General features: G+C 70.7%; 14 protein-coding genes. 4 read left to right on the forward strand and 10 right to left on the reverse strand.

The window, feature by feature from the left end; translation table 11 throughout:
* Positions 1 to 88: 88 nt before the first annotated feature.
* On the forward strand, positions 89 to 775 hold the full coding sequence (locus ACVTJA_RS04835; protein ID WP_465834176.1) for a nuclear transport factor 2 family protein: 687 nt from the start codon (positions 89 to 91) through the stop codon (positions 773 to 775).
* Between the two features lie 143 nt (positions 776 to 918).
* Here the strand turns inward: ACVTJA_RS04835 and ACVTJA_RS04840 are convergent, their stop codons facing one another.
* From ACVTJA_RS04840 to ACVTJA_RS04850, 3 genes are all read right to left on the reverse strand, one after another.
* Positions 919 to 1,827 (reverse strand): hypothetical protein, encoded by a 909-nt coding sequence (locus ACVTJA_RS04840; RefSeq protein WP_465834178.1) that lies wholly within the window; start codon positions 1,825 to 1,827, stop codon positions 919 to 921.
* 215 nt (positions 1,828 to 2,042) lie between these two features.
* A complete protein-coding gene (locus ACVTJA_RS04845) occupies positions 2,043 to 3,434 on the reverse strand; it encodes a serine/threonine-protein kinase (protein ID WP_465834180.1) in 1,392 nt (463 codons plus the stop codon).
* 334 nt (positions 3,435 to 3,768) lie between these two features.
* A complete protein-coding gene (locus ACVTJA_RS04850; RefSeq protein ID WP_465834182.1) occupies positions 3,769 to 4,869 on the reverse strand; it encodes a DNA ligase in 1,101 nt (366 codons plus the stop codon).
* 173 nt (positions 4,870 to 5,042) lie between these two features.
* Here ACVTJA_RS04850 and ACVTJA_RS04855 point away from each other — a divergent pair, with 173 nt between their 5' ends.
* Positions 5,043 to 5,528 carry a gluconokinase gene (locus tag ACVTJA_RS04855; protein WP_465834184.1) on the forward strand — a complete coding sequence of 162 codons (486 nt, stop codon included), beginning with the start codon at positions 5,043 to 5,045 and terminating at the stop codon, positions 5,526 to 5,528.
* Between the two features lie 37 nt (positions 5,529 to 5,565).
* On the opposite strand, the gene ACVTJA_RS04860 is transcribed toward ACVTJA_RS04855, so the two are convergent.
* Entirely contained in the window at positions 5,566 to 7,872 is a 2,307-nt protein-coding gene (locus ACVTJA_RS04860; RefSeq protein ID WP_465834186.1) for a nitric-oxide reductase large subunit, read from the reverse strand.
* A 358-nt stretch (positions 7,873 to 8,230) separates the two neighbouring features.
* Here ACVTJA_RS04860 and ric point away from each other — a divergent pair, with 358 nt between their 5' ends.
* A complete protein-coding gene (ric, locus tag ACVTJA_RS04865) occupies positions 8,231 to 8,926 on the forward strand; it encodes an iron-sulfur cluster repair di-iron protein (RefSeq protein ID WP_465834187.1) in 696 nt (231 codons plus the stop codon).
* 65 nt (positions 8,927 to 8,991) lie between these two features.
* Here the strand turns inward: ric and ACVTJA_RS04870 are convergent, their stop codons facing one another.
* The 6 genes from ACVTJA_RS04870 to ACVTJA_RS04895 form a co-directional block, all read right to left on the reverse strand.
* Complete coding sequence (locus tag ACVTJA_RS04870) at positions 8,992 to 11,643, reverse strand: CARDB domain-containing protein (RefSeq protein ID WP_465834189.1); 2,652 nt, start codon at positions 11,641 to 11,643, stop codon at positions 8,992 to 8,994.
* Between the two features lie 247 nt (positions 11,644 to 11,890).
* Positions 11,891 to 14,506, reverse strand: a complete 2,616-nt coding sequence (locus tag ACVTJA_RS04875) for a CARDB domain-containing protein (protein ID WP_465834191.1) — start codon at positions 14,504 to 14,506, stop codon at positions 11,891 to 11,893.
* Positions 14,507 to 14,788: 282 nt separating this feature from the next.
* Entirely contained in the window at positions 14,789 to 15,892 is a 1,104-nt protein-coding gene (locus ACVTJA_RS04880) for an NAD(P)H-dependent flavin oxidoreductase (protein ID WP_465834193.1), read from the reverse strand.
* A 235-nt stretch (positions 15,893 to 16,127) separates the two neighbouring features.
* Positions 16,128 to 16,460, reverse strand: a complete 333-nt coding sequence (locus ACVTJA_RS04885) for a CBS domain-containing protein (RefSeq protein WP_465834194.1) — start codon at positions 16,458 to 16,460, stop codon at positions 16,128 to 16,130.
* Positions 16,461 to 16,525: 65 nt separating this feature from the next.
* Positions 16,526 to 17,452 (reverse strand): cyclic nucleotide-binding domain-containing protein, encoded by a 927-nt coding sequence (locus ACVTJA_RS04890; RefSeq protein ID WP_465834196.1) that lies wholly within the window; start codon positions 17,450 to 17,452, stop codon positions 16,526 to 16,528.
* Between the two features lie 56 nt (positions 17,453 to 17,508).
* Positions 17,509 to 17,655 carry a hypothetical protein gene (locus ACVTJA_RS04895; protein ID WP_465834198.1) on the reverse strand — a complete coding sequence of 49 codons (147 nt, stop codon included), beginning with the start codon at positions 17,653 to 17,655 and terminating at the stop codon, positions 17,509 to 17,511.
* A gap of 139 nt (positions 17,656 to 17,794) precedes the next feature.
* Here ACVTJA_RS04895 and dhaL point away from each other — a divergent pair, with 139 nt between their 5' ends.
* Complete coding sequence (dhaL, locus tag ACVTJA_RS04900; protein ID WP_465834199.1) at positions 17,795 to 19,492, forward strand: dihydroxyacetone kinase subunit DhaL; 1,698 nt, start codon at positions 17,795 to 17,797, stop codon at positions 19,490 to 19,492.
* Position 19,493 lies beyond the last annotated feature (1 nt).

Consider the following 19,493-nt stretch of genomic DNA (forward strand, 5'->3'; position numbering starts at 1 on the left):
GCGCCCTCCGGCCGGGGGCGGCCTCGGTGGCCTTTCTTGCCGCGAGGTGGGTCGCCACCACCTTCCTCGCGAAGAAAAGGAGGTCACCATGATGCGTCGATTCGCGGTGTGTCTCGTCTCGCTCGTGCTCTCCGCGCCCGTGTGGGCGCAGGAGGAGCAGCAGGAGGCTCCGCCCGCCACGGGCGGCTCGGGCCAGTCCGTGGACAAGCCGAAGCAGGACCCGCCTGCCGCCACCGGTGGCGCGGGCCAGCAGCAGCCCATGGACATGAACAAGATGGGGCCATGGACCCGCAAGCCCACTCAGGAGGCCAAGACGAAGAAGGACGTGCAGGCGTTCCTCAAGGAAGAGGACGACATCATGAAGCGGCGCGACTTCCAGGCGTCCGTTTCCCGCATCGACTTCCCCATCTTCATGGTCACCGATGACAGCAAGGGCGTGCCGAAGTCGGAGGCGTATGACCAGCAGAAGTACACGGAGACGATGCGGCCCATGATGGAGCAGGGGCCCGAGGCCACGAACGTCAAACACAACTACGACATCACCGTGCTCTCGGACTCGCTCGTCAGCTTCTCCGACGACTACACCCTGACGATGGAGGGGAAGAAGCGCAACGGCCGCAGCACCGGGCTCCTCATCAAGACCAACGACGGGTGGAAGTGGAAGGCCTACTTCGAGGCGGGCTGGGGTGACCAGCCGACCACCGGCGTCGGCGGCTCCGGCAAGCCGGAAGGCTACGAGAAGCCCCAGGAGGGCCAGGAGTTGCCGAGGCAGTAGCCCTCTGCATCGGCGGCGCGCGGCGGCGAATCGGGCCGCCGCGCGGCTGCGCATGAGCGGAGCCGCGGTGCACGGGTGGCACGCGGCTTCGCGCCTGTCCGCGCGGAGCGGTGCGCTCCTCGCGGCACTGCCCGCCCTCGCTCCTACTTGCAGGTCTGGTCCACGGTGCACTCCTTGCGGCACTGCTGGCACGCCGCGCCGCCCCTGCCGCACTGGTTCTGCGCGGTGCCCGGCATGCAGCGGTTGCTCGAGCAGCACCCGCTGCCGCAGGACTCGGGCGTGCACACGCACCTGCCGTTGACGCACGCCTGGCCCACGTCGCAGGCATTGCCGTCGCCGCAGCGGCACTCGCCGTTCCGGCACACCTGGCCCACGTCGCAGGCATTGCCGTCGCCGCACCAGCAGCGGCCGTTGAGGCACGTCTCGTTGGGCCCGCACGCGGGGCCCGTGCCGCACCGGCACTCACCGGCCACGCACCGGTCCACCTCGGGCCGGGTGCAGGCACCGCCGGTGCCGCACGCGCAGTAGCCCTCCGGCGCGCAGGCGCTGGCCCGGTCCGGGTCGCACGCCGCGCACGCCGCGCCATTCGCGCCGCAGCGGGTGAAGCTCGTGGTGACGCACTGGCCTTCCACGCAGCAGCCCTCGCAGTCGGGCGTGCAGGCGGAGCCGGAGTCCGGGGGCTCGGACACGACGGGGCTCAGCCGCACCGTCACGTCCACCTCGCGTCCCTCGCGGACCTGCACCCGCGCCGAGCCCGTCGCCGCGAGCGTGGCGCTGCTCCGCCCCTCCACCTCCAGCGTGGCCCAGGCCCCGTCCGGCGCGTCCGGCAGCAGCACGCGGAACGTCTCACCACTGTGGAGGAGGCGCTCCGGATTCTCCGGCAGCAGCGTGGGACGGATGGTGCCGCCGTCGGCCTCCACGGCGCCGGCCACGCGCAGCTGCGTGAGCTGCAGCACCGGGTCGAACTCCGCGGTGACGTACAACGCCGTCCCCGCCGCCGTCGCCGAATCCTGGCACGCGCTCGCCGCCAGCAGCGTCAGCACGGCCACCATTCGAACGACGCGCGCGGCCCCGACGGACCTCCAACCCTGTTGGGCACCCTCGTGACTCATGAGGGGCAAATGCTAACGGGGTGCGATTTCCCCGGAAGCCTCGCGTGTCACTGGAAACGAGTGCCCGTCGAGAAGGGAACGTGTACCCGCGGGGACTGTGCTGGATTTCGCACGGAGGCCGCGCGTGCCCTGTCCCCGGGGGGCCGAGTTGCTGCTCAGAGGTGGGCTTCCGGTGGAGCTGGCGGCGCGGCGCCCGGGCGGTGGGGATTCACGCGGTGGATGAGCTCGCGCAGCCGCGCGGAGGGGTTGATGAACTGCACGCCCACGCCGGGGGACATGCTCCACGCGCGCGCCTGGACGGAGTCCACGTGGCGCACCACCTCGCCCGCGCACTCCACCTCCTCTCCGGCCAGGAGCAGGGTGAACTCCAGGCGCGTGAAGAGGCGCGGGAAGGGCTCCGCGCAGCACAGGAAGAGGCCGCCCTTGCTCAGCTCCGTGCAGCGCACCTCCACCTCGCCCGCGCCCGCGCGGCGGTGCACGCGGGCCAGCCACGTGAGCGGCGGGGTGACGTCGCTCGGCGCGTGCGCGGGCCTGTCCGCGTCCAGCCCCGCCAGCGACGGCGCGGGCACCGGCGTGTCGCCCAGGGGCAGCGTCTCCACCGCGTGGTGGGGCGGCGCGGCCGCGGCGAGCAGCGCCTCCTTGAACTCCAGCGCGGTGGCGTAGCGGTCCTCGCACCGGCGCGCCAGCGCGCGCAGCAGCACCTCCGACAGCGCGGGCGGTATCGACGGCACCAGCGTGTGCGGCGGCGGCGGGCCCACCGGCCCCGGGGCCAGCGCCAGCTCCGCCATCTGCCCGCGCTCGAAGGGAAGCTGCCCGGTGGTCACGTAGTACGCCGTCACCGCCAGCGCGTAGATGTCCGCGCGCCCGTCCACCTGCTGCCCCGCCCACTGCTCCGGCGCCATGTACGCGGGCGTGCCCAGGACGATGCCCGCCGCCGTCACGTCCTCGTTGTCCGGTCTACGCGCCTTGGCCACGCCGAAGTCCAGCACGCGCAGCGATGGCGGCGCCGTCGCGTGCCGCACCACGAAGAGGTTGTCCGGCTTCAAGTCGCGGTGCACCACGCCGCAGCGGTGCGCGGCGTCCAGCGCGTCACACGCCTGGGCCAGCAGCGGCACGAGCTGTACCGCGTCCACCGGCCTCGCCAGGTGCGACAGCGGCACGCCCTCCAGGTACTCCATGACGAAGTAGTGGATGCCGCCCGGCGCCTCGCTGATGTCGAAGATGTGGACGATGTGCGGATGGCCCACGACGTTGACGGTGCGCGCCTCCGCGTAGAAGCGCGCGCGCAGGCTCTCGTCGTGGGCGAGGTGCGGGTGCAGGACCTTCACCGCCACCCGCGCGCCGATGCGCGTCTGCTCGGCCAGGTACACCGTGCCCATGCCGCCCGCGCCCAGCCGGCGCATCAACCGGTAGTGGCCCAGCGTCTGGCCGGTGAGGTCCACCGGCGGCGGCTCCACCTCGTGGGTGGAGCGAGCCGCCCGCGTCCAGTGGACGTTCTCGCACAGCACGTCCTCGGGATGGTCTGACAGACAGAGCTCGCAGTGCATGGTCGGCTCAAGCAGACACCAGGAGGCAGGCTCCCGTGTTCGCGCGGGGGATGTGCACCGTTGGTCTGTAGACCGCACCCGCTTCCGCGGGACGATGGCCTCCGGTACGAGGACGCCGGTTCGCGCCATTGCGTTGACCGCTAGCGCACACCGCTCCGGAGGTCGTCTGCTGTATGTGCCGAATTCCAAGGAGACGGCGCGTGCGTGTTTCGTCCAGCCCCTTCGTGCACGCGGCCGCTCGCTGAACCTGCCTGCCTTCCGCCACCGTGCACTGCGCTGGCGCACCGTCTGGCAGCGGACCGGGAGCGGCACCCGAGGGCCTTCGGGGTTCTACCTATGTGCGGGCCTTGGACTTGCTCTTCGGGGGCGCGGTGAACGGGGCCGCGTCGATGCGCACGCCCACGTAGGACGGGAAGCGGGGCACGCCGTCGTCGGACAGCTCCTGGTAGCGGAAGGTGATGACGGTGCCCACGGCCGGAGGCGCCTCGCGCTCGGCATCCGAGAGGCCGGTGCCCACGCTGAAGCGCTTGCCGTTGCGCAGCTCCACCTCCAGCGCGCCCAGGCGTCCCTTGTGACGGCCCGCGCCGGCCACGTGGCCCACCACGCGCGCCTCGTCGTCCTTGAAGCTCTTCACCTTCAGCAGCGTGTGTGAGCGCCCCGCCTCGTAGCGCGAGCCCGGCTTGCGCAGCATGAGGCCCTCGCCTCCCAGCCCCTCCACGCGCTCCAGCTCCTCGCGCAGGTGCGGTGTGCCCTTGCAGCGCTGGTGCTCGTGCCACTTCGCGTATGCGGGCTTCGCGTCCTCCATCCACTTGCGGCAGTGCTCCAGCCGCTGCTCGAAGGGCGCGTCCACCGAAGGCGCGTCGAAGGCGACGAAGAAGAGCTCCTTCCAGTCGTTGCCGCGGTCCTGCCGGCGGACGATGCTCACCGTGCGCTGGAAGCGCTTGCGTCCGCCGAACAGCTCGCCGTCGAGCGGGAAGTCCGGCAGCCCCGCGGTGAACCACGCGGGCGCGAAGAACTCGTTGCCCAGGCGCGACCAGAAGCGCTTGCCGTCCCAGTACGCGCGCACGCCGTCGAGCTTCTCGCTCATCCACCAGTCGGTGAGGTCGACGTCGGTCTCCCACGAGTGCGCGAGCAGGAGCGGCGGCGCCTTGTCCTCGGCGCCGGACGCGTCTCCCTCCGCCGCGTCAGAAGTCTTCTTCGCCTTCGGCGCGGGCCTGGCGGCGGGAGCGGTGCTGGTGCCGCCGGTGCGCGCGTCCTCTGCCGCGTCGCCGCGCACCTTGCGCAGGTGCTTGCAGGTGCGCCGCTCAATCGCGATGGACTGGTTGCGCCACGCGGGGCAGCTGCACGAGTACACGCCGCCGGTGTTCTTGAGGATGTAGGGCTTGGAGCCAGAACCCTGGAGCTCCACCTGCTCGCCGTCCGCGATGTCCGCCATGAACTTCCCCCTCCGTGCCGCGTCTCTCGCGGCGACGAAAGGAAGAGTACCTGGCGGGTCTGACATTCCCAGGACGTGATGAGGTGGGCATTCGGCGTCAAATCGGGTGGCGCGCGAGGGGCTTCGGGCCGAATGATGGGCGGCGGTTTCACGGTGCCCGGAGGACGCACGCAATGGTGGTCATCGTCATGGGGGTATCGGGCGCGGGGAAGACGACGGTGGGCCGCGCGCTGGCGGCGTCGCTGGGCTGGCGCTTCGTGGACGCGGACGACCTGCACCCCCAGTCCAACGTCGCGAAGATGGCGGCGGGCGTGCCGCTGACGGACGAGGACCGGTGGCCGTGGCTGTGGATGCTGTCCGGGCTGATTGGCGCGGCCCTGAAGCAGGGGGACAACCTGGTGGTGGCGTGCTCCGCGCTGAAGGCGGCCTACCGCAAGGTCCTGGAGGTGGACCCGGCGCGGATGCGGTGGGTGTACCTGGAGGCGCCGCGTGAGGTGCTGGCGCGACGGTTGGCCCAGCGCCATGGGCACTTCATGCCGCCGTCGCTGCTGGACAGTCAGCTCCAGACGCTGGAGGTGCCCGATGACGCGCTCCGGGTGGACGTGACGCCTCCGCCCGACGAAGTGGTGGAGCGCATCCGCGAGGGGCTGGGGCCGTGAGTCCCGGCCCCTCCATCCGGGAAGAGCCCCTGCCTGCTCAGGTCTCCTTCTGACTCATGGGCAGGGCGGTGGGCACCGCGGAGCCCTCGGCGCTGCCTGGCGCGCCGGGCAGCGGGGCGGACATGGCGCGGCGGACCGGCCGGCTGCGGCCCTCCTGCAGCACGAAGAGCACGAGGGCCAGGGCCCCCAGCGCGAAGACGGTGTCTCCCGGCACGCGCATCCAGCGCAGCACGTTCATCACGGGCGTCTGGAGGAAGTCCGCGCTGCGCGCATACCAGTAGCCGTGCTCCACCGAGGCCCACGTCTGCATCAGGCCCACGGGCAGCAGGCTGAGCAGCACCATGGCCATGAGGCCCGCGTTGATGGCCCAGAATGAGAAGCGCACCAGGCGCTCGCTCCACACCCGCACCGGGTCGATGGTGCGCAGGCAGAAGAGCATCAGCCCGATGCCCAGCATGCCGTAGACGCCGAAGAGGGCGGCGTGGCCGTGCACGGGCGTCGTGTTGAGGCCCTGCATGTAATAGAGCGCGATGGGCGGGTTGATCATGAACCCGAAGAGGCCCGCGCCCACCAGGTTCCAGAAGGCCACCGAGATGAAGAAGTAGATGGGCCAGCGGTACTTGCGCACCCAGGGCGTGGCCCGCGAGAGGCGCAGGTTGTGCCAGGCCTCGTGGCCCACGAAGAGCAGCGGCACCACCTCCAGCGCGCTGAAGACCGAGCCCAGCGCGAGCACCACGGTGGGCGTGCCGGAGAAGTACAGGTGGTGCAGCGTGCCGATGATGCCGCCCGCCAGGAAGATGGTGGCGGAGAGCACCGTGGCCTCGCCCGCGGTGCGCAGGCTCAGCAGCTTCAGGCGCACGAAGAGGAAGGCGATGACGACGGTGGCGAAGACCTCGAAGAAGCCCTCCACCCACAGGTGGACGACCCACCAGCGCCAGTACTCGGCCACCGCGAGGTTGGTGGAGCGGCCAGCCCCGAGCGCCGCGAAGTAGAAGCTGGCGATGGCCGTGGAGCTGATGAGGAAGAGGGTGAGGATGGGGCGTTGCTCGTCCTTGCGCCGCAGCGCCGGGCGGATGGCGCGCACCACGAGGATGAGCCAGAGGAACAGGCCCACCAGCAGCGCCACCTGCCAGAGCCGCCCCAGGTCGATGTACTCGTAGCCGCTGTGGCCCAGGTAGAACCAGGAGGTGCCCGTGCCCAGCCGGCCCATCACGCTCAGCCACTGGCCGGCCATCGAGCCGAGCACCACCACCAGCAGCGCGCCGAAGAGCACGTTGACGCCCAGCCGCTGGAACCGGGGCTCCTCCCCACCCACCGCGGGGCCGATGCACAGCCCCGCGGCGAGCCACGCGGTGGCAATCCAGAAGATGCCCAGCTGCGTGTGCCAGGTTCGCGTCACGCTGTAGGGCAGCACCTGGTCGAGCGGGATGCCGTAGAAGCCCGAGCCCTCCACGCCGTAGTGCGCGCTCACGACGCCCAGCAGGATTTGCAGCAGCAACAGCCCCGACACCACCCAGAAGTACTTCACCACGGCACGCTGCGAGGGCGTGGGCCTCAGCTCGAGCAGCGGGTCGTGCGCGGGCATCTCGCCTGGCGGCGCCTCTTCGCCGCGCGCGGCGTGCCAGAAGGCCATGGCCCCGATGCCCGCGAGCAGGAGGATGATGCTCACTCCCGTCCACACCACCGTGTCGCCGCTGGGCACGTTGCCGATGAGCGGCTCGTGCGGCCAGTTGCTCGTGTAGCTGACATGCTCACCGGGCCGCTCGGTGGAGGCGGCCCAGGACGTCCAGAAGACGAAGGCGGAGAGGAGGCGCGGGTCGAAGGCCTCCTTGAGCGCGCCGGAGGGGATGGCGTACTCGGCGCGCCCGCGGGTGAAGACGTCCGTGAGGTGCGCCTGGTTGGCCTCGAAGGCCCGCGCGCGCACCGGGTCCAACGTGAGCGTGCCGGTGGCCGCGTCGTAGGTGTTCGTCCGCATGAGGTCCTTGAGGCGCTCGCGCAGGGCGGCCTGCTGGGGGCCGGGCAGTTGGGCGTAGGGCGCGCCGTGCTCGGCCCGGGCCCAGGTGTCGAGCACGAAGAGGGCCTCGCGGTGCAGCCAGTCCGCCGTCCAGTCCGGGGCGACGTAGCTGCCGTGGCCCCAGATGGAGCCCACCTCCATGCCGCCCATGGCCTGCCAGACGTTCTGCCCGGCCTGGATGTCCCCGGGCCCGAGCAACTGCCGTCCATCCGTCGTCACCACGCGTTGGGGAATGGGCGGGGCCTGCTGGTAGACGCGCACGCCCGCCCAGCCCAGCACTGCGAACGAGGCGACGAGGACGGCGGCGAAGGCAATCCAGAGCTTTTTCATGGGCGGGAGGCTCCTTCGGTGGCATGCGCCCGGCCGCGCGCGTTGCCGGCGGGCCGCCGTGCGCGACGGCGAAAAGAGAGCATCAGCGGTGAGACAACCTGGGGACGCGGGTGTCGGGTGGCTACCCGTCCTGTCGCGGTGGACACATCCGCTGTCCGCCGCAGAACCTGGCCCTGTCCCCGCGTGGGGCGCAATCTTTGCGCCGGCTTCCCGGACAGGACCTGTCCTGACAGGACACCTCCGACACAAGGCGAAGCTGGCCTGGTGATTGCTTGTCATGACGGGGACCGGGAGTCGCCCTTCGCCGCCCCGGGGCGAGGGGGCTCCGGCCGCATCCCCCTCGCTGGAGCAAGAGCCCATGCATCCCCTGCCTGCCTCCCCCGCACTCTCGCCCTCCATCACCGTCGGTGAGCTGGCCGCCACCCGCCCTGCCTCCACCCGCGTCTTCTTCCGCCGGGGCATCGACTTCTGCTGCGGCGGCGGCAGGACGATCGAGGAGGCGTGCCAGCGCCGCGGCCTCGACTCCGGGGAGGTCCTGCGGGAGCTCCAGACGGAGCTCGAGGGCGGGGAGGGGGACTCCGTCGTCTGGACGGAGCGCGGCCAGGCGGAGCTCATCGACCACCTCTGCGCGCGCTACCACGCGCCGCTGCGCGAGGAGCTGCGCCGCCTGCATGGCATGGCGCTCAAGGTGCTGCGGGTGCACGGGGAGAAGGACCCGGAGCGGCTCTCCCTGCTCGCCGGCACATTCTGCGCGCTCAAGGACGAGCTCGAGCCGCACCTGGAGAAGGAGGAGCGGGTGCTCTTCCCGTGGATTCTCTCCGGGCGCCCCGTGCCGCGGGGCGGGCCCATCGAGTGCATGATGTTCGAGCATGACCGGGCCGGCGAGCTCCTGGAGCGGCTGCGCGAGCTGACGGGCAACTACGAGGTGCCGCCAGGGGCATGCATCACCTGGCGCGCGCTGTGGAACGGGCTCGAGGCGCTCGAGCGGGACTTGAAGGAGCACATCCACCTGGAGAACAACATCCTCTTCCCTCGCGCCGCCGCGCGAACCTGAGGCCCCGGGCACCGGCCCTCCTCCCCCGCACCGCGAGAGGAGGGCCCTTCACGACGCGCCCCGGCTCAGGGCACGACGACGCGGCCACCCACGCGGGTGTTGTTGTCCTCGATGAGCTCGTTGTTGGTGGGGCCGTGCGCATCCACGACGGCGCCCACGTTGTACGTGCCGCTGAGGAGGCTGCCCGGGTACGCGGAGATGCTCAGCGTCTGGCACTGCCCCGCGGCGAGGTTGGGGGTGTACGCGGAGCCCAGCAGGACGTCGGGCGACGGCGAGGGCGGCGAGTACGGCGTGATGACCGTGTCCTCGGACAGGTACAGCTCCACGTCGGCGCTGCCGTCCCACGTGCCCTGGTTGCACACGCGCACCGAGGCCGTGAAGGACACGCCCGGCTGGATGCTCGCGGGCGCGGTGACGGACGTCACCACGAAGTCCGGGGCGTTACCGATGCCGATGCGGCTGCCCACGCGCGTGTTGTTGTCCTCGATGAACTCCATGGCCAGGTTGTTCGGGTCCACCACGGCGGCCAGGTACCACGCCCCCGTCGGGACGCCCGCGTACGCGGGGAACGTCACCGTCTGGCACTGGCCCGGAGCGAGTGAGGACACGGGCCCGGAGGCCACGAGGATGTCCGGTCCGGCATACCGGTTCGCGACCAGGGTCGTGTCCTCCGACAGGTAGAGCTCCACGTCGGTGTTGCTCACGGCCTGCGTCCCCTGGTTGCACACCGTCGCGGAGACGTTGAACCCCTCCGACGGCCGCACGCCCGTGGGGCCGCTGACGGAGGTGACGACGAGCTCCGGCTTGTACCCCATGCCGATGCGGCTGCCCGTGCGGGTGTTGTTGTCCTCGAAGAGCTCGGAGACCCTGCCGCCCGGGTCCACGACAGCGCCCAGGTAATACGTGCCATCTCCCGGCGAGAAGCCGTAGGTGGGGATGCTCAGCGTCTGGCACGCGCCCGGAGCCAGCGGGTTCGTGGGGGCGAAGCCGATGTGGTAGTCAGGGCTCGGCTGGGGGCCGTTCGGGGTGATGACGTTGTCCTGCGACAGGAGGATTTCCACGTCGGTGGCGTTGGCGACGAGGCCCTGGTTGCACACCGTCGCGGTGATGTTGATGGGCTGGCCGGGCGTGGTGCTTACGGGGCCGGTGAGGGCCGTCACCACGAAGTCCGGCTTGTTGCCGATGCCAATGCGGCTGCCCGCGCGGGTGTTGTTGTCCTCGATGAACTCGGTGACGGAGTTGACCGGGTCCACCACGGCGCCCAGATACCAGGTGCCCTCCGGGCTGTTCGCGTTGCCCGTCACCGTCACCGTACGGCACTCGGAGGCCGCGAGCGACACGGAGCCCATGCCCGCGGGCTGGTCCGAGTTCGGGCTCGGCATCGTCGTCGGGGTGATGACGTTGTCCTGCGACAGGTACAGCTCGACGTTCGCGCTGCCGTACTCCGTGCCCTGGTTGCACACGCGCACGGACGCGCTGAAGGACTGGCCGGGCTGCACGCCGGTGGGGCCGGAGACGGACGACACCACGAAGTCCGGACGGTTGCCGATGCCGATGCGGCTGCCCGCGCGGGTGTTGTTGTTCTCGAAGAACTCCGGGGCCTGGTTGAACGGGTCCACGACGGCGCCCAGGTAGTACGTCCCCTGGGTGGCGCCACCCGTGTAGCCCTGGAGGGTTCGCGTCGAGCACTGACCCGGAGCGAGCGACAGGCCGGGGTCGGCGCCCACGAAGATGTCGCCCGAGCCGGGGCCGGGAGTGATGACGGTGTCCGCGGACAGGTACCACTCCACCGAGGCGGGCGCGGGCTGCGTGCCCTGGTTGCAGAGGGTCGCGGTGACGGTGATGGGGTCGCCCGGACGCGCGCTCGCGGGCCCGCTGACGGCCGTGACGACGAGCTCCGGCTTGTTGCCCACGCCGATGCGGCTGCCCAGCTTGAGGTTGTTGTCCTCGAAGAGCTCAGGCATGTAGTTGTCCGAGTCCACCGAGGCGCCGACGTACCAGAGGCCGTCAGTGAAGCCGCCGCCCATGGACTGCACCTGCTCCGTGTGGCACTGGCCCGGCGCCAGCGGTTGCGGATTCACGAAGCCCACGGGGAAGTCGCTGGAGGGGCCGCGCGGAACGATGACGGAGTCCTGGGAGAGGAACACCTCCAGGGGCGCGCCGCCGGGCTGCGTGCCCTGGTTGCATACGGACACGGAGAAGGTGAGCGGCTGGCCGGGCTGCGTGGCGATGGGGGCCGTGATGGAAGACACCACCAGGTCCGGCTTGTTGCCCACGCCGATGCGGCTGCCTGTCTTGATGTTGTTGTTCTCGTTGGTCTCCGCGAGCCAGTCATGGGGGTCCGCGACGGCGCCCAGGTAGAACGCCCCCTCGCCCGCCATTCCGGCGGGGAAGTCGAACGGGTCCGTCCGGCACTCGCCCGGTCCCAGGAGCGGGTGGACGGCGCCCAGGTACACGTCGGGAGAGGGGCCGCTGGGGCCATTGGGAGTGATGACGTTGTCCTGCGACAGGTACAGCTCCACCGGCGCGACGGCCGGCTGCGTGCCCTGGTTGCAGGTCCGCACCTGGAGGGTCACCTGCTGCGACGGTTGCGCGCTCGTGGGGCCCGTCACCGACGTCACGGTGAAGTCCGGTCCCGTGGCCAGTGCTTGCGCCGTGACACCCGAGGACTCCGCCTCGGGCGTCTGCGTGGCTTCACCACAAGCTGCCAGCGTCATCCATGTTGCGAGTCCCGTGAAACACCTGATTCCCATGCTGCGATAACGCATCTCTTCACCTCGCGAAGCGCCGTGGATTCGGCGCTGCGAGAGGGAAGACAGGACGGACCCACGCATCCGAAATTCAATGACAGGTGCAAAAAAGAAGCAGACGTACAAGAACGCCCGTGACGGGTGGGAGTGCACGAGCTGCCCACCCGTCACGGCGCGTGGAATGAACCTTCCTTCCACGCGCCCACGTCCCGGCTCAGGGCTGGACGGTGAGGAGATATCCCGGCAGGGTGTTGTTCTCCTCCAGCAGCTCGTTGCCGAAGGGGTCGCGCGGGTTCGCGATGATGCCCAGGTTGTACGTGTCGGGCCGCGCCCCGCTCGTGGACGCGGTGATGTTCAGGAACCGGCACTCTTGCGGGGCGAGGTTCTCGGCGAAGGCGGAGCCCAGGAAGAAGTCGGGCGACGGCATGTACGGCTCATACGGCGTGATGACCGTGTCCTCGGACAGGTACAGCTCCACCTGGGTGCTCCCACTGACCGTGCCCAGGTTGCACACCAACGGCTGGACCGTGAAGGACTGGTTCGTCCGCACGCTCGAGGGCGCGATGACGGACCTCACCACGAAGTCCGGCCGGTCACCGACGCCGAAGCGACCGCCGGTCACGCGGGTGTTGTTGTCCTCGATGAGCTCCCTCTCCAGGTTCTGCGGGTCCACCACGGCGCCCAGGTGCCAGGCGCCCTCCGGGACGCCCGAGGCGGAGGCCGTCACCTGCTGGCACTGGCCCGACGTGAGGCCGCCGACGGAGGCAGTGGCCACGGTGAGGTCGGGCCCGGAGCCATACACGGTCGGGGTGATGAGCTTGTCCTCGGACGCGTAGAAGTGCACGTGGGTCGGGTTCGACGGCTGCGTCCCCCAGTTGCACAGCATCACGGAGACAGCGAACGACTGGTACGCGCGCATGTTCGCGGGGGTCTTGAGCAACATCAGGGTGAGGTCTGGCCCGTACCCCACGCCGATGCGGAGGCTGGCCACGCGGGTGTTGTTGTCCTCGATGAGCTCGGGGGTGGAGTTGGCCGGGTCCGCGGCGGCGCCCAGGTAGTACGCGCCCTCCCGCGGTGGAGAGGCATAGGCGGAGATGGTCAGCGTCTGGCAGGCCCCCGGAGCGAGCGGGTTCGTGTGGGCGGTGCCGATGCGGAAGTCGGAGCCCAGCGCGGGACCGGTGCTCGGGGTGATGACGGAGTCCTGTGACAGGAGGACTTCCACTTCGGTGCTGCCGGTGTCGGTGCCCTGGTTGCAGACCGTGGCCGAGACGTTGAAGGACTGGCCGGGCGTCGCTCTCATGGGGCCGCTGAGGGAGGTGACGGCGAAGTCCGCCTTGTAGCCCACGCCGATGCGGCTGCCCGCGAGGGTGTTGTTATCCTCGATGAGCTCGCCCCTCAAGTCGCGCGGGTCCACCACGGCGCCCAGGTACCAGGCGCCCTCCGGGGTGTTCGCGTTGCCCTGCACCGTCAACGTGCGGCACTCGGCCGCCGCGAGGGACACGTTGGTCGAGCCCAGGAACGGGTCCGTGTTGGGCCCCGGCGTCGTCGTCGGGGTGATGACGTTGTCCTGCGACAGGTACAGCTCCACGTCGGCGCCGCCGCTCTCCGTGCCCTGGTTGCACACGCGCACCGCCGCGCTGATGGTGCCGCCGGGCTGCACGCTGGTGGGGCCGGAGACGGACGCCACCACGAAGTCCGGACCGAGGCCCACGCCGATGCGGTTGCCCACGCGAGTGTTGTTGTCCTCGAAGAACTCCGGGAAGTAGTTGGGCCGGTCCACGATGGCGCCCAGGTAGTACGTCCCCTCGACGCCGGTGGTGTGGCCCTCGACGGTGCGCGTCGAGCACTGGCCCGGCTGGAGCAGCACGCCAAAGTCATACCCCACCGATATGTCCGTCCCGGGTGAGATGACGGCGTCCGTGGAGAGGAACCACTCCACCGACGCCGGCGCGGGCTGCGTGCCCTGGTTGCACACCGTCGCCGAGACATTGAACGACTGGTTCGGCCGCACGCTCGCGGGCCCGCTGACGTCCGTGACGACGAGCTCCGGCTGGATGCCCACGCCGATGCGGTTGCCCACGCGGGTGTTGTTGTCCTCGATGAACTCGGGGATGTAGTTGTTGGAGTCCACCACGGCGCCGACGTACCAGCTGCCCTCACCGAGGAGGCCGCCCAGGTACTCCATCTGCTCCGTCCAGCACTGGCCTGGCTCCAGCGGTTGGACGCGCGCGCCGCCCACGAGGAGGTCGCTGGAGGGGCCGCTCGGAACGATGACTTCGTCCCGGGAGAGGAACACCGCCAGGGGCGCGTCGCTGGAGATGGTGCCCTGGTTGCAGACCGACACGGAGAAGGTGAGCGGGTAGCCGTTCTGCGTGGCGATGGGGGTCGTCGTGACGGAGGTCACCACCAGGTCCGGCTGGTAGCCCACGCCGATGCGGTCACCCACGCGGGTGTTGTTGGTCTCGTCCGTCTCCGGGAGCCAGTCCATCGGGTCCGCGGCGGCACCCAGGTACCAGGCCCCCTCGGAGCCCACATTGGCGGGGACCTGCATCGTGTCCGTGCGGCACTCGCCCCGCCCGAGGTTCACGTGGACGTAGCCCAGGTAGATGTCGGGCGAGGGGCCGTTGGGGCTGTTGGGGGTGATGATGTCGTCCTGCGACAGGTACAGCTCCACGGGCGCACCGCCCGACTCCGTGCCCTGGTTGCAGGTCCGAACCGAGAGGGTCACCCACTGCGACGGCCGCGCGCTCGCCGGTCCCGTCACCGACGTCACGACGAAGTCCGGACCCGTGGCCAGGGCCTGCTTCGTCGTCTCAGGGGATTCAGCCACGGGGGCCTGAGACGTCTCACCGCATGCGGCCAGCGTCAGCCAGGCTGCAAGCCCTACGACTCCTCTGATTCTCACACTTCGATAGCGCATTCCGCACCTCGCGAAGAGCCGTGGATTCGGCCCTGCGAGGGGTGGGACTGGACGAAGTGGGATGTCCTGTATTCAACGAAAAGTGCAGAAGAAACAGATTTGCAGGAATCCCCACCCATGGCGGGCGAGAAGGGCACGAGGGCGGATGCGCTCGCGGCAGGCCTCGTCTCCCCAACCAGGAGCGGGGACGTGTCACTGGCGCGCGCTTTCCTCCGGCTGCGTCAGCCCTCGCACCAGTGCGTCCATCAACTCCGTCGCGGTGCGGTGGCGCAGGTTGGGCGCGCCCTGCCCACTCCAGAGGGAGATGAGGTCCGTGCGTCCCGCCTTCACGACGGCGGGACGCAACTGCGACAGGAACCAGCCCTGCACGGGGAAGGGGAGCAGTCGCGAGGCACTCACCTCGTCGCTCCACCGATTGGGCAGGCCGCGCGCGAGCCGTCCGGAGAAGGCGCGCGTGAGCACCGTGTGCTGGCTCTTGTCGCTGAACAGCGCGGCGCGGTGCTCGGGCGTGGCGCCGGACTCCTCGCACGCGAGGAACGCGGTGCCAACCTGTCCAGCCTGTGCGCCCAGCGCGAGCACCGCGTGGATGCCGCGCGAGTCGGTGATGCCACCGGCGGAGATGACGGGCGCCTTCACGCGGTCCGCCACCAGCGGAGTGAGGGCGAGCGTCCCCACCAGCGAGTCCTCCGCGCGCGCGAGGAACGACGGCCGGTGTCCTCCCGCCTCGAAGCCCGTGGCCACGATGAGGTCCACGCCCGCGCTGTCCAGCGCCTGCGCCTCCGCAATCGAGGTCGCCGCGCCGAGGGTGACGATGCCGCGCTTGCGGCACTCCGCGAGGACGTTGGCCGGAGGCACGCCGAACACGAAGCTGAACACCGGAGGCCGTGCCTCCAGCAGCGCGTCCACCTGTTCCTCGAAGCGCTGGCTGAAGCGCCGCGGGCGCTCGGGCTTGTCCACGCCCAGCTCGCGGAAGAAGGGCTCGAAGAGTGCGTAGGCGCGGTCGAACTCCTCCTGCGTCAGGCTCAGCCCGCCCGGGTCATGGTCCGACACCCAGAGATTCACGGCGAAGGGCCGCGACGTGAGGGACTGCAACTCCTTCGTCACGCGGACGATGTCGTCCGGCGTCAGCATGTGCGCGCCGAACGAGCCCAGCCCGCCCAGGTTGGACACCGTGGCCGCGAGCTTCGTCGTGGACAGTCCGCCGCCGAACGGTCCCTGGACGATGGGGTACCTCAAGCCCAGCCGGCGCACGGCCTCCGTCTGGGCGCCTTGCTTCCCGCTCCATGTTTCACTCATGGGGGAAGGATAAGAGCCGCTGGTTTTCCTCGCGCCACGCATCCGCGGGAGTGGCGGCACTTTGTGGTAACCGGGCGGTTACTGGAGGCCGCCCATGTCGTTGCCCGTGCGAAAGAGCAAAGCTCCTCCTCCGCCCCCCACCTGCGCCCTGTCCGAGTGCATGTCGCCCGACTGAGGACGCTGGAGGAGCGCGGCATCGTGCGCCGCCGCGAGCTGCCCACCTCGCCGCCCTCCGCTACTGCTTCCAGCGCTTGCTGGTCTGGTACACGTCCACCAGCGGGGAGATGAGCGTCACCCGCGGGCGCCAGGAGGTGCCGTCCTCGGCCCCCTGCAAGGATTTCAGGGAAAGAATTTCCGACATACAGGCCAGCGGCGAGTGCTCCCAGGCCTGCCGCAGGTCCTCGGACGTCACGCTGCCGAGAAGCTCCCCGCGCGCCTCGTCCACGACGGGAAGCCTGTCCAACGCGTAGCGCTTCATCAGCGCGAGCGCCTTCACCACCGTGTCGTTGGGAAACACCGTCACTGCCTTCGCCACCCACGTCTTGCGAACCTCGAACTGCTCCGCCATCGCCCACCTCGCCGGCCCGTACTGCCCGGCGGGGCATGTAGCAAACGCGTTGCCAACGGCGCGGGTCAGGTGTCCTTGTCGTCGGGTGGACGGGACGGCTCGGCCATCACCTGCACCGTCTGCTTCAGCCGCTGCAGGCCGAGGCGGACGAGGGCGCCGCGCAGGTTGGGCTGGGTCATGATGGTCTTCTCGAAGACCTCGCGCTCCAGCTTCAGCAGCGTGCAGGGCGTGAGCGTGCGCACGGTGGCGGTGGCGAGCCGGCTGCGCAGGAGGGAAATCTCGCCGAAGAGGGCGCCCTCCTGGAGGCGCGGGTAGGCCGTCTGGGTGCCGTCATCGTGCGTGTGGAACACCTCACACTCGCCACGCAGCAACAGGTACAACGCATCCCCCTGTTTTCCCCGAGTGAGCAAAGTTTCGCCCGCCGGTACGGTGACGGGGACGAAAGCGTTTCCCAGTTGCTTCTGTAGCTCGGGAGACAGTGTGGCCAGGAGTGGGTTGAGGCGCGCGGCCTCGGCCATGAAGCGCTCGCGGGCGGCCTGCTCCACCTTGTCACCCTCCACGCCGTAGTCCGCCCAGGCCGCGCGGTCTCCGGCGTGGGAGAGCTCCAGCACGACGGCGTCCTCGAGCGCCACCACGCTGGCGGTGCGCGGGGCGCCGGTGAGCAGCGCCAGCTCGCCGAAGAACTCGCCGGCGCCGAGCTGCTCGACGATGACGGGCTCGCGGCCCTCCGCCTCGCGGGCCACGGCGACGCGGCCCTCCAGCACGACGAACATGGAGGTGCCGGGGTCTCCCTCCTTCACCACCACCTCGCCCTTCTGGAGGAAGCGGGTGACGACGGGCGGAGGAGTCTCGGCCGAGCCCGCGGTGGCGGGCTGCGCGGAGGCCTCGCCCGCGTCGGCGCGCGACGACGGGGAGGCGGAGTCGGAGAACAGGGACCGGAGGCGCTCCAGCAGGGACATGACGGTGACTTCCAGGAGAAGAGGCGGCGCCATCCTACAAGCGCCGCTGGCGCGCGGTGGAACGTGGGAACCGCCGCGTACTCCGGGTGTTACGTCCCGGATGGAGGCGTGCTCGGCGTGCCGCGGTCGGCCGACGTCACCGCGTCGAGCATCTCCTGGCCGTTGATGATGACCTTGAGGGGCTCGGCCTTCTCGAGGAACTGCGACAGGGTGACGGGGCACGGGGACCTGGCCATGGCGGCACCCTAGCATCGGGATTCCCGGATGCGGATTGTGACGTCTGGACATGCGTGATGCGGGACACACGCGTCGTGCTTGACGGGCCCGCTCGGTGCGTCCACGTTGGGCTCCCCCTTCACCGAGGAGAACACCGCCGTGAAGAAGCTCGTCAACGCGCCCCGCGCCGTGGTGCGGGAGATGCTGGAAGGATTCGTCGCGCTCGCTCCGGGACAGGCCCTGCTGGAGGGGGAGACGGTGGTGGTGCGCTCGGATACGCCGACGGACGTGCGCGCGCGGAAGGTGGCCGTCATCTCCGGCGGTGGTAGCGGGCACGAGCCGGCGCACGCGGGCTACGTGGGCGCGGGCATGCTGGACGCGGCGGTGGCGGGGGACGTCTTCACCTCGCCCAGCACGGACGCGGTGCTGGCGGCCATCCGCGCGGTGGCAGGCCCCGCGGGGGCGCTCCTGGTGGTGAAGAACTACACGGGAGACCGGCTGAACTTCGGGCTCGCGGCGGAGTTGGCGCGCGCGGAGGGGATTCCGGTGGAGACGGTGGTGGTGGCGGACGACGTGGCGCTGCACGACACGGTGGAGCCCGCGCGGCGCCGGGGCATCGCGGGCACGGTGCTGGTGCACAAGATTGCCGGGGCCGCCGCGGCGTCGGGGGCTTCGCTGGCGGAGGTGGCGCGGGAGGCCGCTGCTGCCGCGTCCGAGCTGGGCACCATGGGCGTGGCGCTGGGGCCGTGCACGGTGCCGGCGGCGGGGCGGCCGGGCTTCACGCTGGGCGAGGACGAGCTGGAGCTGGGCCTGGGCATCCACGGCGAGCAGGGCGTGCGGCGCGTGCCGATGCAGCCGGCGGATGCGCTGGTGGACACGCTGCTGACCACGATTGTGGAGGACCGGCGCATCTCCTCGGGCGAGCGGGTGGTGCTGCTGGTGAATGGGCTGGGTGGCACGCCACCGATGGAGCTGGCCATCGTCGCGAGGCGGGCGCTGGCGGTGCTGCGCGGGGCGGGTGTGCGGGTGGAGCGGGCATGGAGCGGGACGTTCCTCTCCGCGCTGGAGATGCCGGGGTGCTCGCTGTCGCTGTTGAAGGTGGATGACGCGCGGCTGAAGCGGCTGGACAGCGCGACGACGGCGCCCGCGTGGCCGGGGGCGGGGCTGGTGGCGCCGGAGCGTGCGCCCCGGCAGGTGACGCCGGTGCAGGAGGCGCCGGTGGACGCGGGGGCGAAGCAGCCGGGAATGGAGCAGTTCCACAAGGCGGCGCTGGCGGTGGCGGAGGCTCTCGACGTCGCGGAGCCCCGGTTGACGGCGCTGGACGCCGCGGCAGGCGATGGCGATCTGGGGCTCAGCCTCCAGCGTGGCGCGGCGGCGATTCGCGAGCTGCCGGAGTCGGCATGGACGAGCCCGACGCGGGCGCTGAATGCGATTGGCAATGCCTTGCGGCGGAGCATCGGTGGAAGCTCGGGGCCGTTCTATGCGACGGCGCTGCTGCGCGCCGCGCGGCACCTGGCGGAGAGGACGGCGGATGCCACCGCGTGGGCGGAGGCCTTCGGCATCGCGGTGGATTCGATTTCGGAGCTGGGCGGCGCGAAGCCTGGAGACCGCACGATGCTGGATGCGCTGAAGCCGGCGGCGGATGCGTTCGCCCGCGAGGTGAAGGCGGGACGTTCGGCGGCGGAGGCCTGGGCCGCATGCGTCCGCGAGGCGGAGCAGGGCGCGGAGGCCACGGCGCGCATGCAGCCGCGCCTGGGCCGTGCGAGCTATCTCGGTGAGCGCGCGCTCGGCGTGCAGGACGCGGGCGCGGCGGCGGTGGTCATCTGGCTGAAGGCGCTCACTCCGTTCATCAAGTGAG

The sequence above is a fragment of the Pyxidicoccus sp. M6 genome (assembly GCF_055568925.1).

Coding starts and splice junctions, on each gene's coding strand:
- ACVTJA_RS04860 (WP_465834186.1), bottom strand. CDS start 7,872: ATGAAAAAGCTCTGGATTGCCTTCGCCGCCGTCCTCGTCGCCTCGTTC.
- ACVTJA_RS04855 (WP_465834184.1), top strand. CDS start 5,043: ATGGTGGTCATCGTCATGGGGGTATCGGGCGCGGGGAAGACGACGGTG.
- ric (WP_465834187.1), top strand. CDS start 8,231: ATGCATCCCCTGCCTGCCTCCCCCGCACTCTCGCCCTCCATCACCGTC.
- ACVTJA_RS04885 (WP_465834194.1), bottom strand. CDS start 16,460: ATGGCGGAGCAGTTCGAGGTTCGCAAGACGTGGGTGGCGAAGGCAGTG.
- ACVTJA_RS04840 (WP_465834178.1), bottom strand. CDS start 1,827: ATGGTGGCCGTGCTGACGCTGCTGGCGGCGAGCGCGTGCCAGGATTCG.
- ACVTJA_RS04880 (WP_465834193.1), bottom strand. CDS start 15,892: ATGAGTGAAACATGGAGCGGGAAGCAAGGCGCCCAGACGGAGGCCGTG.
- ACVTJA_RS04895 (WP_465834198.1), bottom strand. CDS start 17,655: ATGGCCAGGTCCCCGTGCCCCGTCACCCTGTCGCAGTTCCTCGAGAAG.
- ACVTJA_RS04890 (WP_465834196.1), bottom strand. CDS start 17,452: ATGGCGCCGCCTCTTCTCCTGGAAGTCACCGTCATGTCCCTGCTGGAG.
- ACVTJA_RS04870 (WP_465834189.1), bottom strand. CDS start 11,643: ATGACGCTGGCAGCTTGTGGTGAAGCCACGCAGACGCCCGAGGCGGAG.
- ACVTJA_RS04845 (WP_465834180.1), bottom strand. CDS start 3,434: ATGCACTGCGAGCTCTGTCTGTCAGACCATCCCGAGGACGTGCTGTGC.
- ACVTJA_RS04835 (WP_465834176.1), top strand. CDS start 89: ATGATGCGTCGATTCGCGGTGTGTCTCGTCTCGCTCGTGCTCTCCGCG.
- ACVTJA_RS04850 (WP_465834182.1), bottom strand. CDS start 4,869: ATGGCGGACATCGCGGACGGCGAGCAGGTGGAGCTCCAGGGTTCTGGC.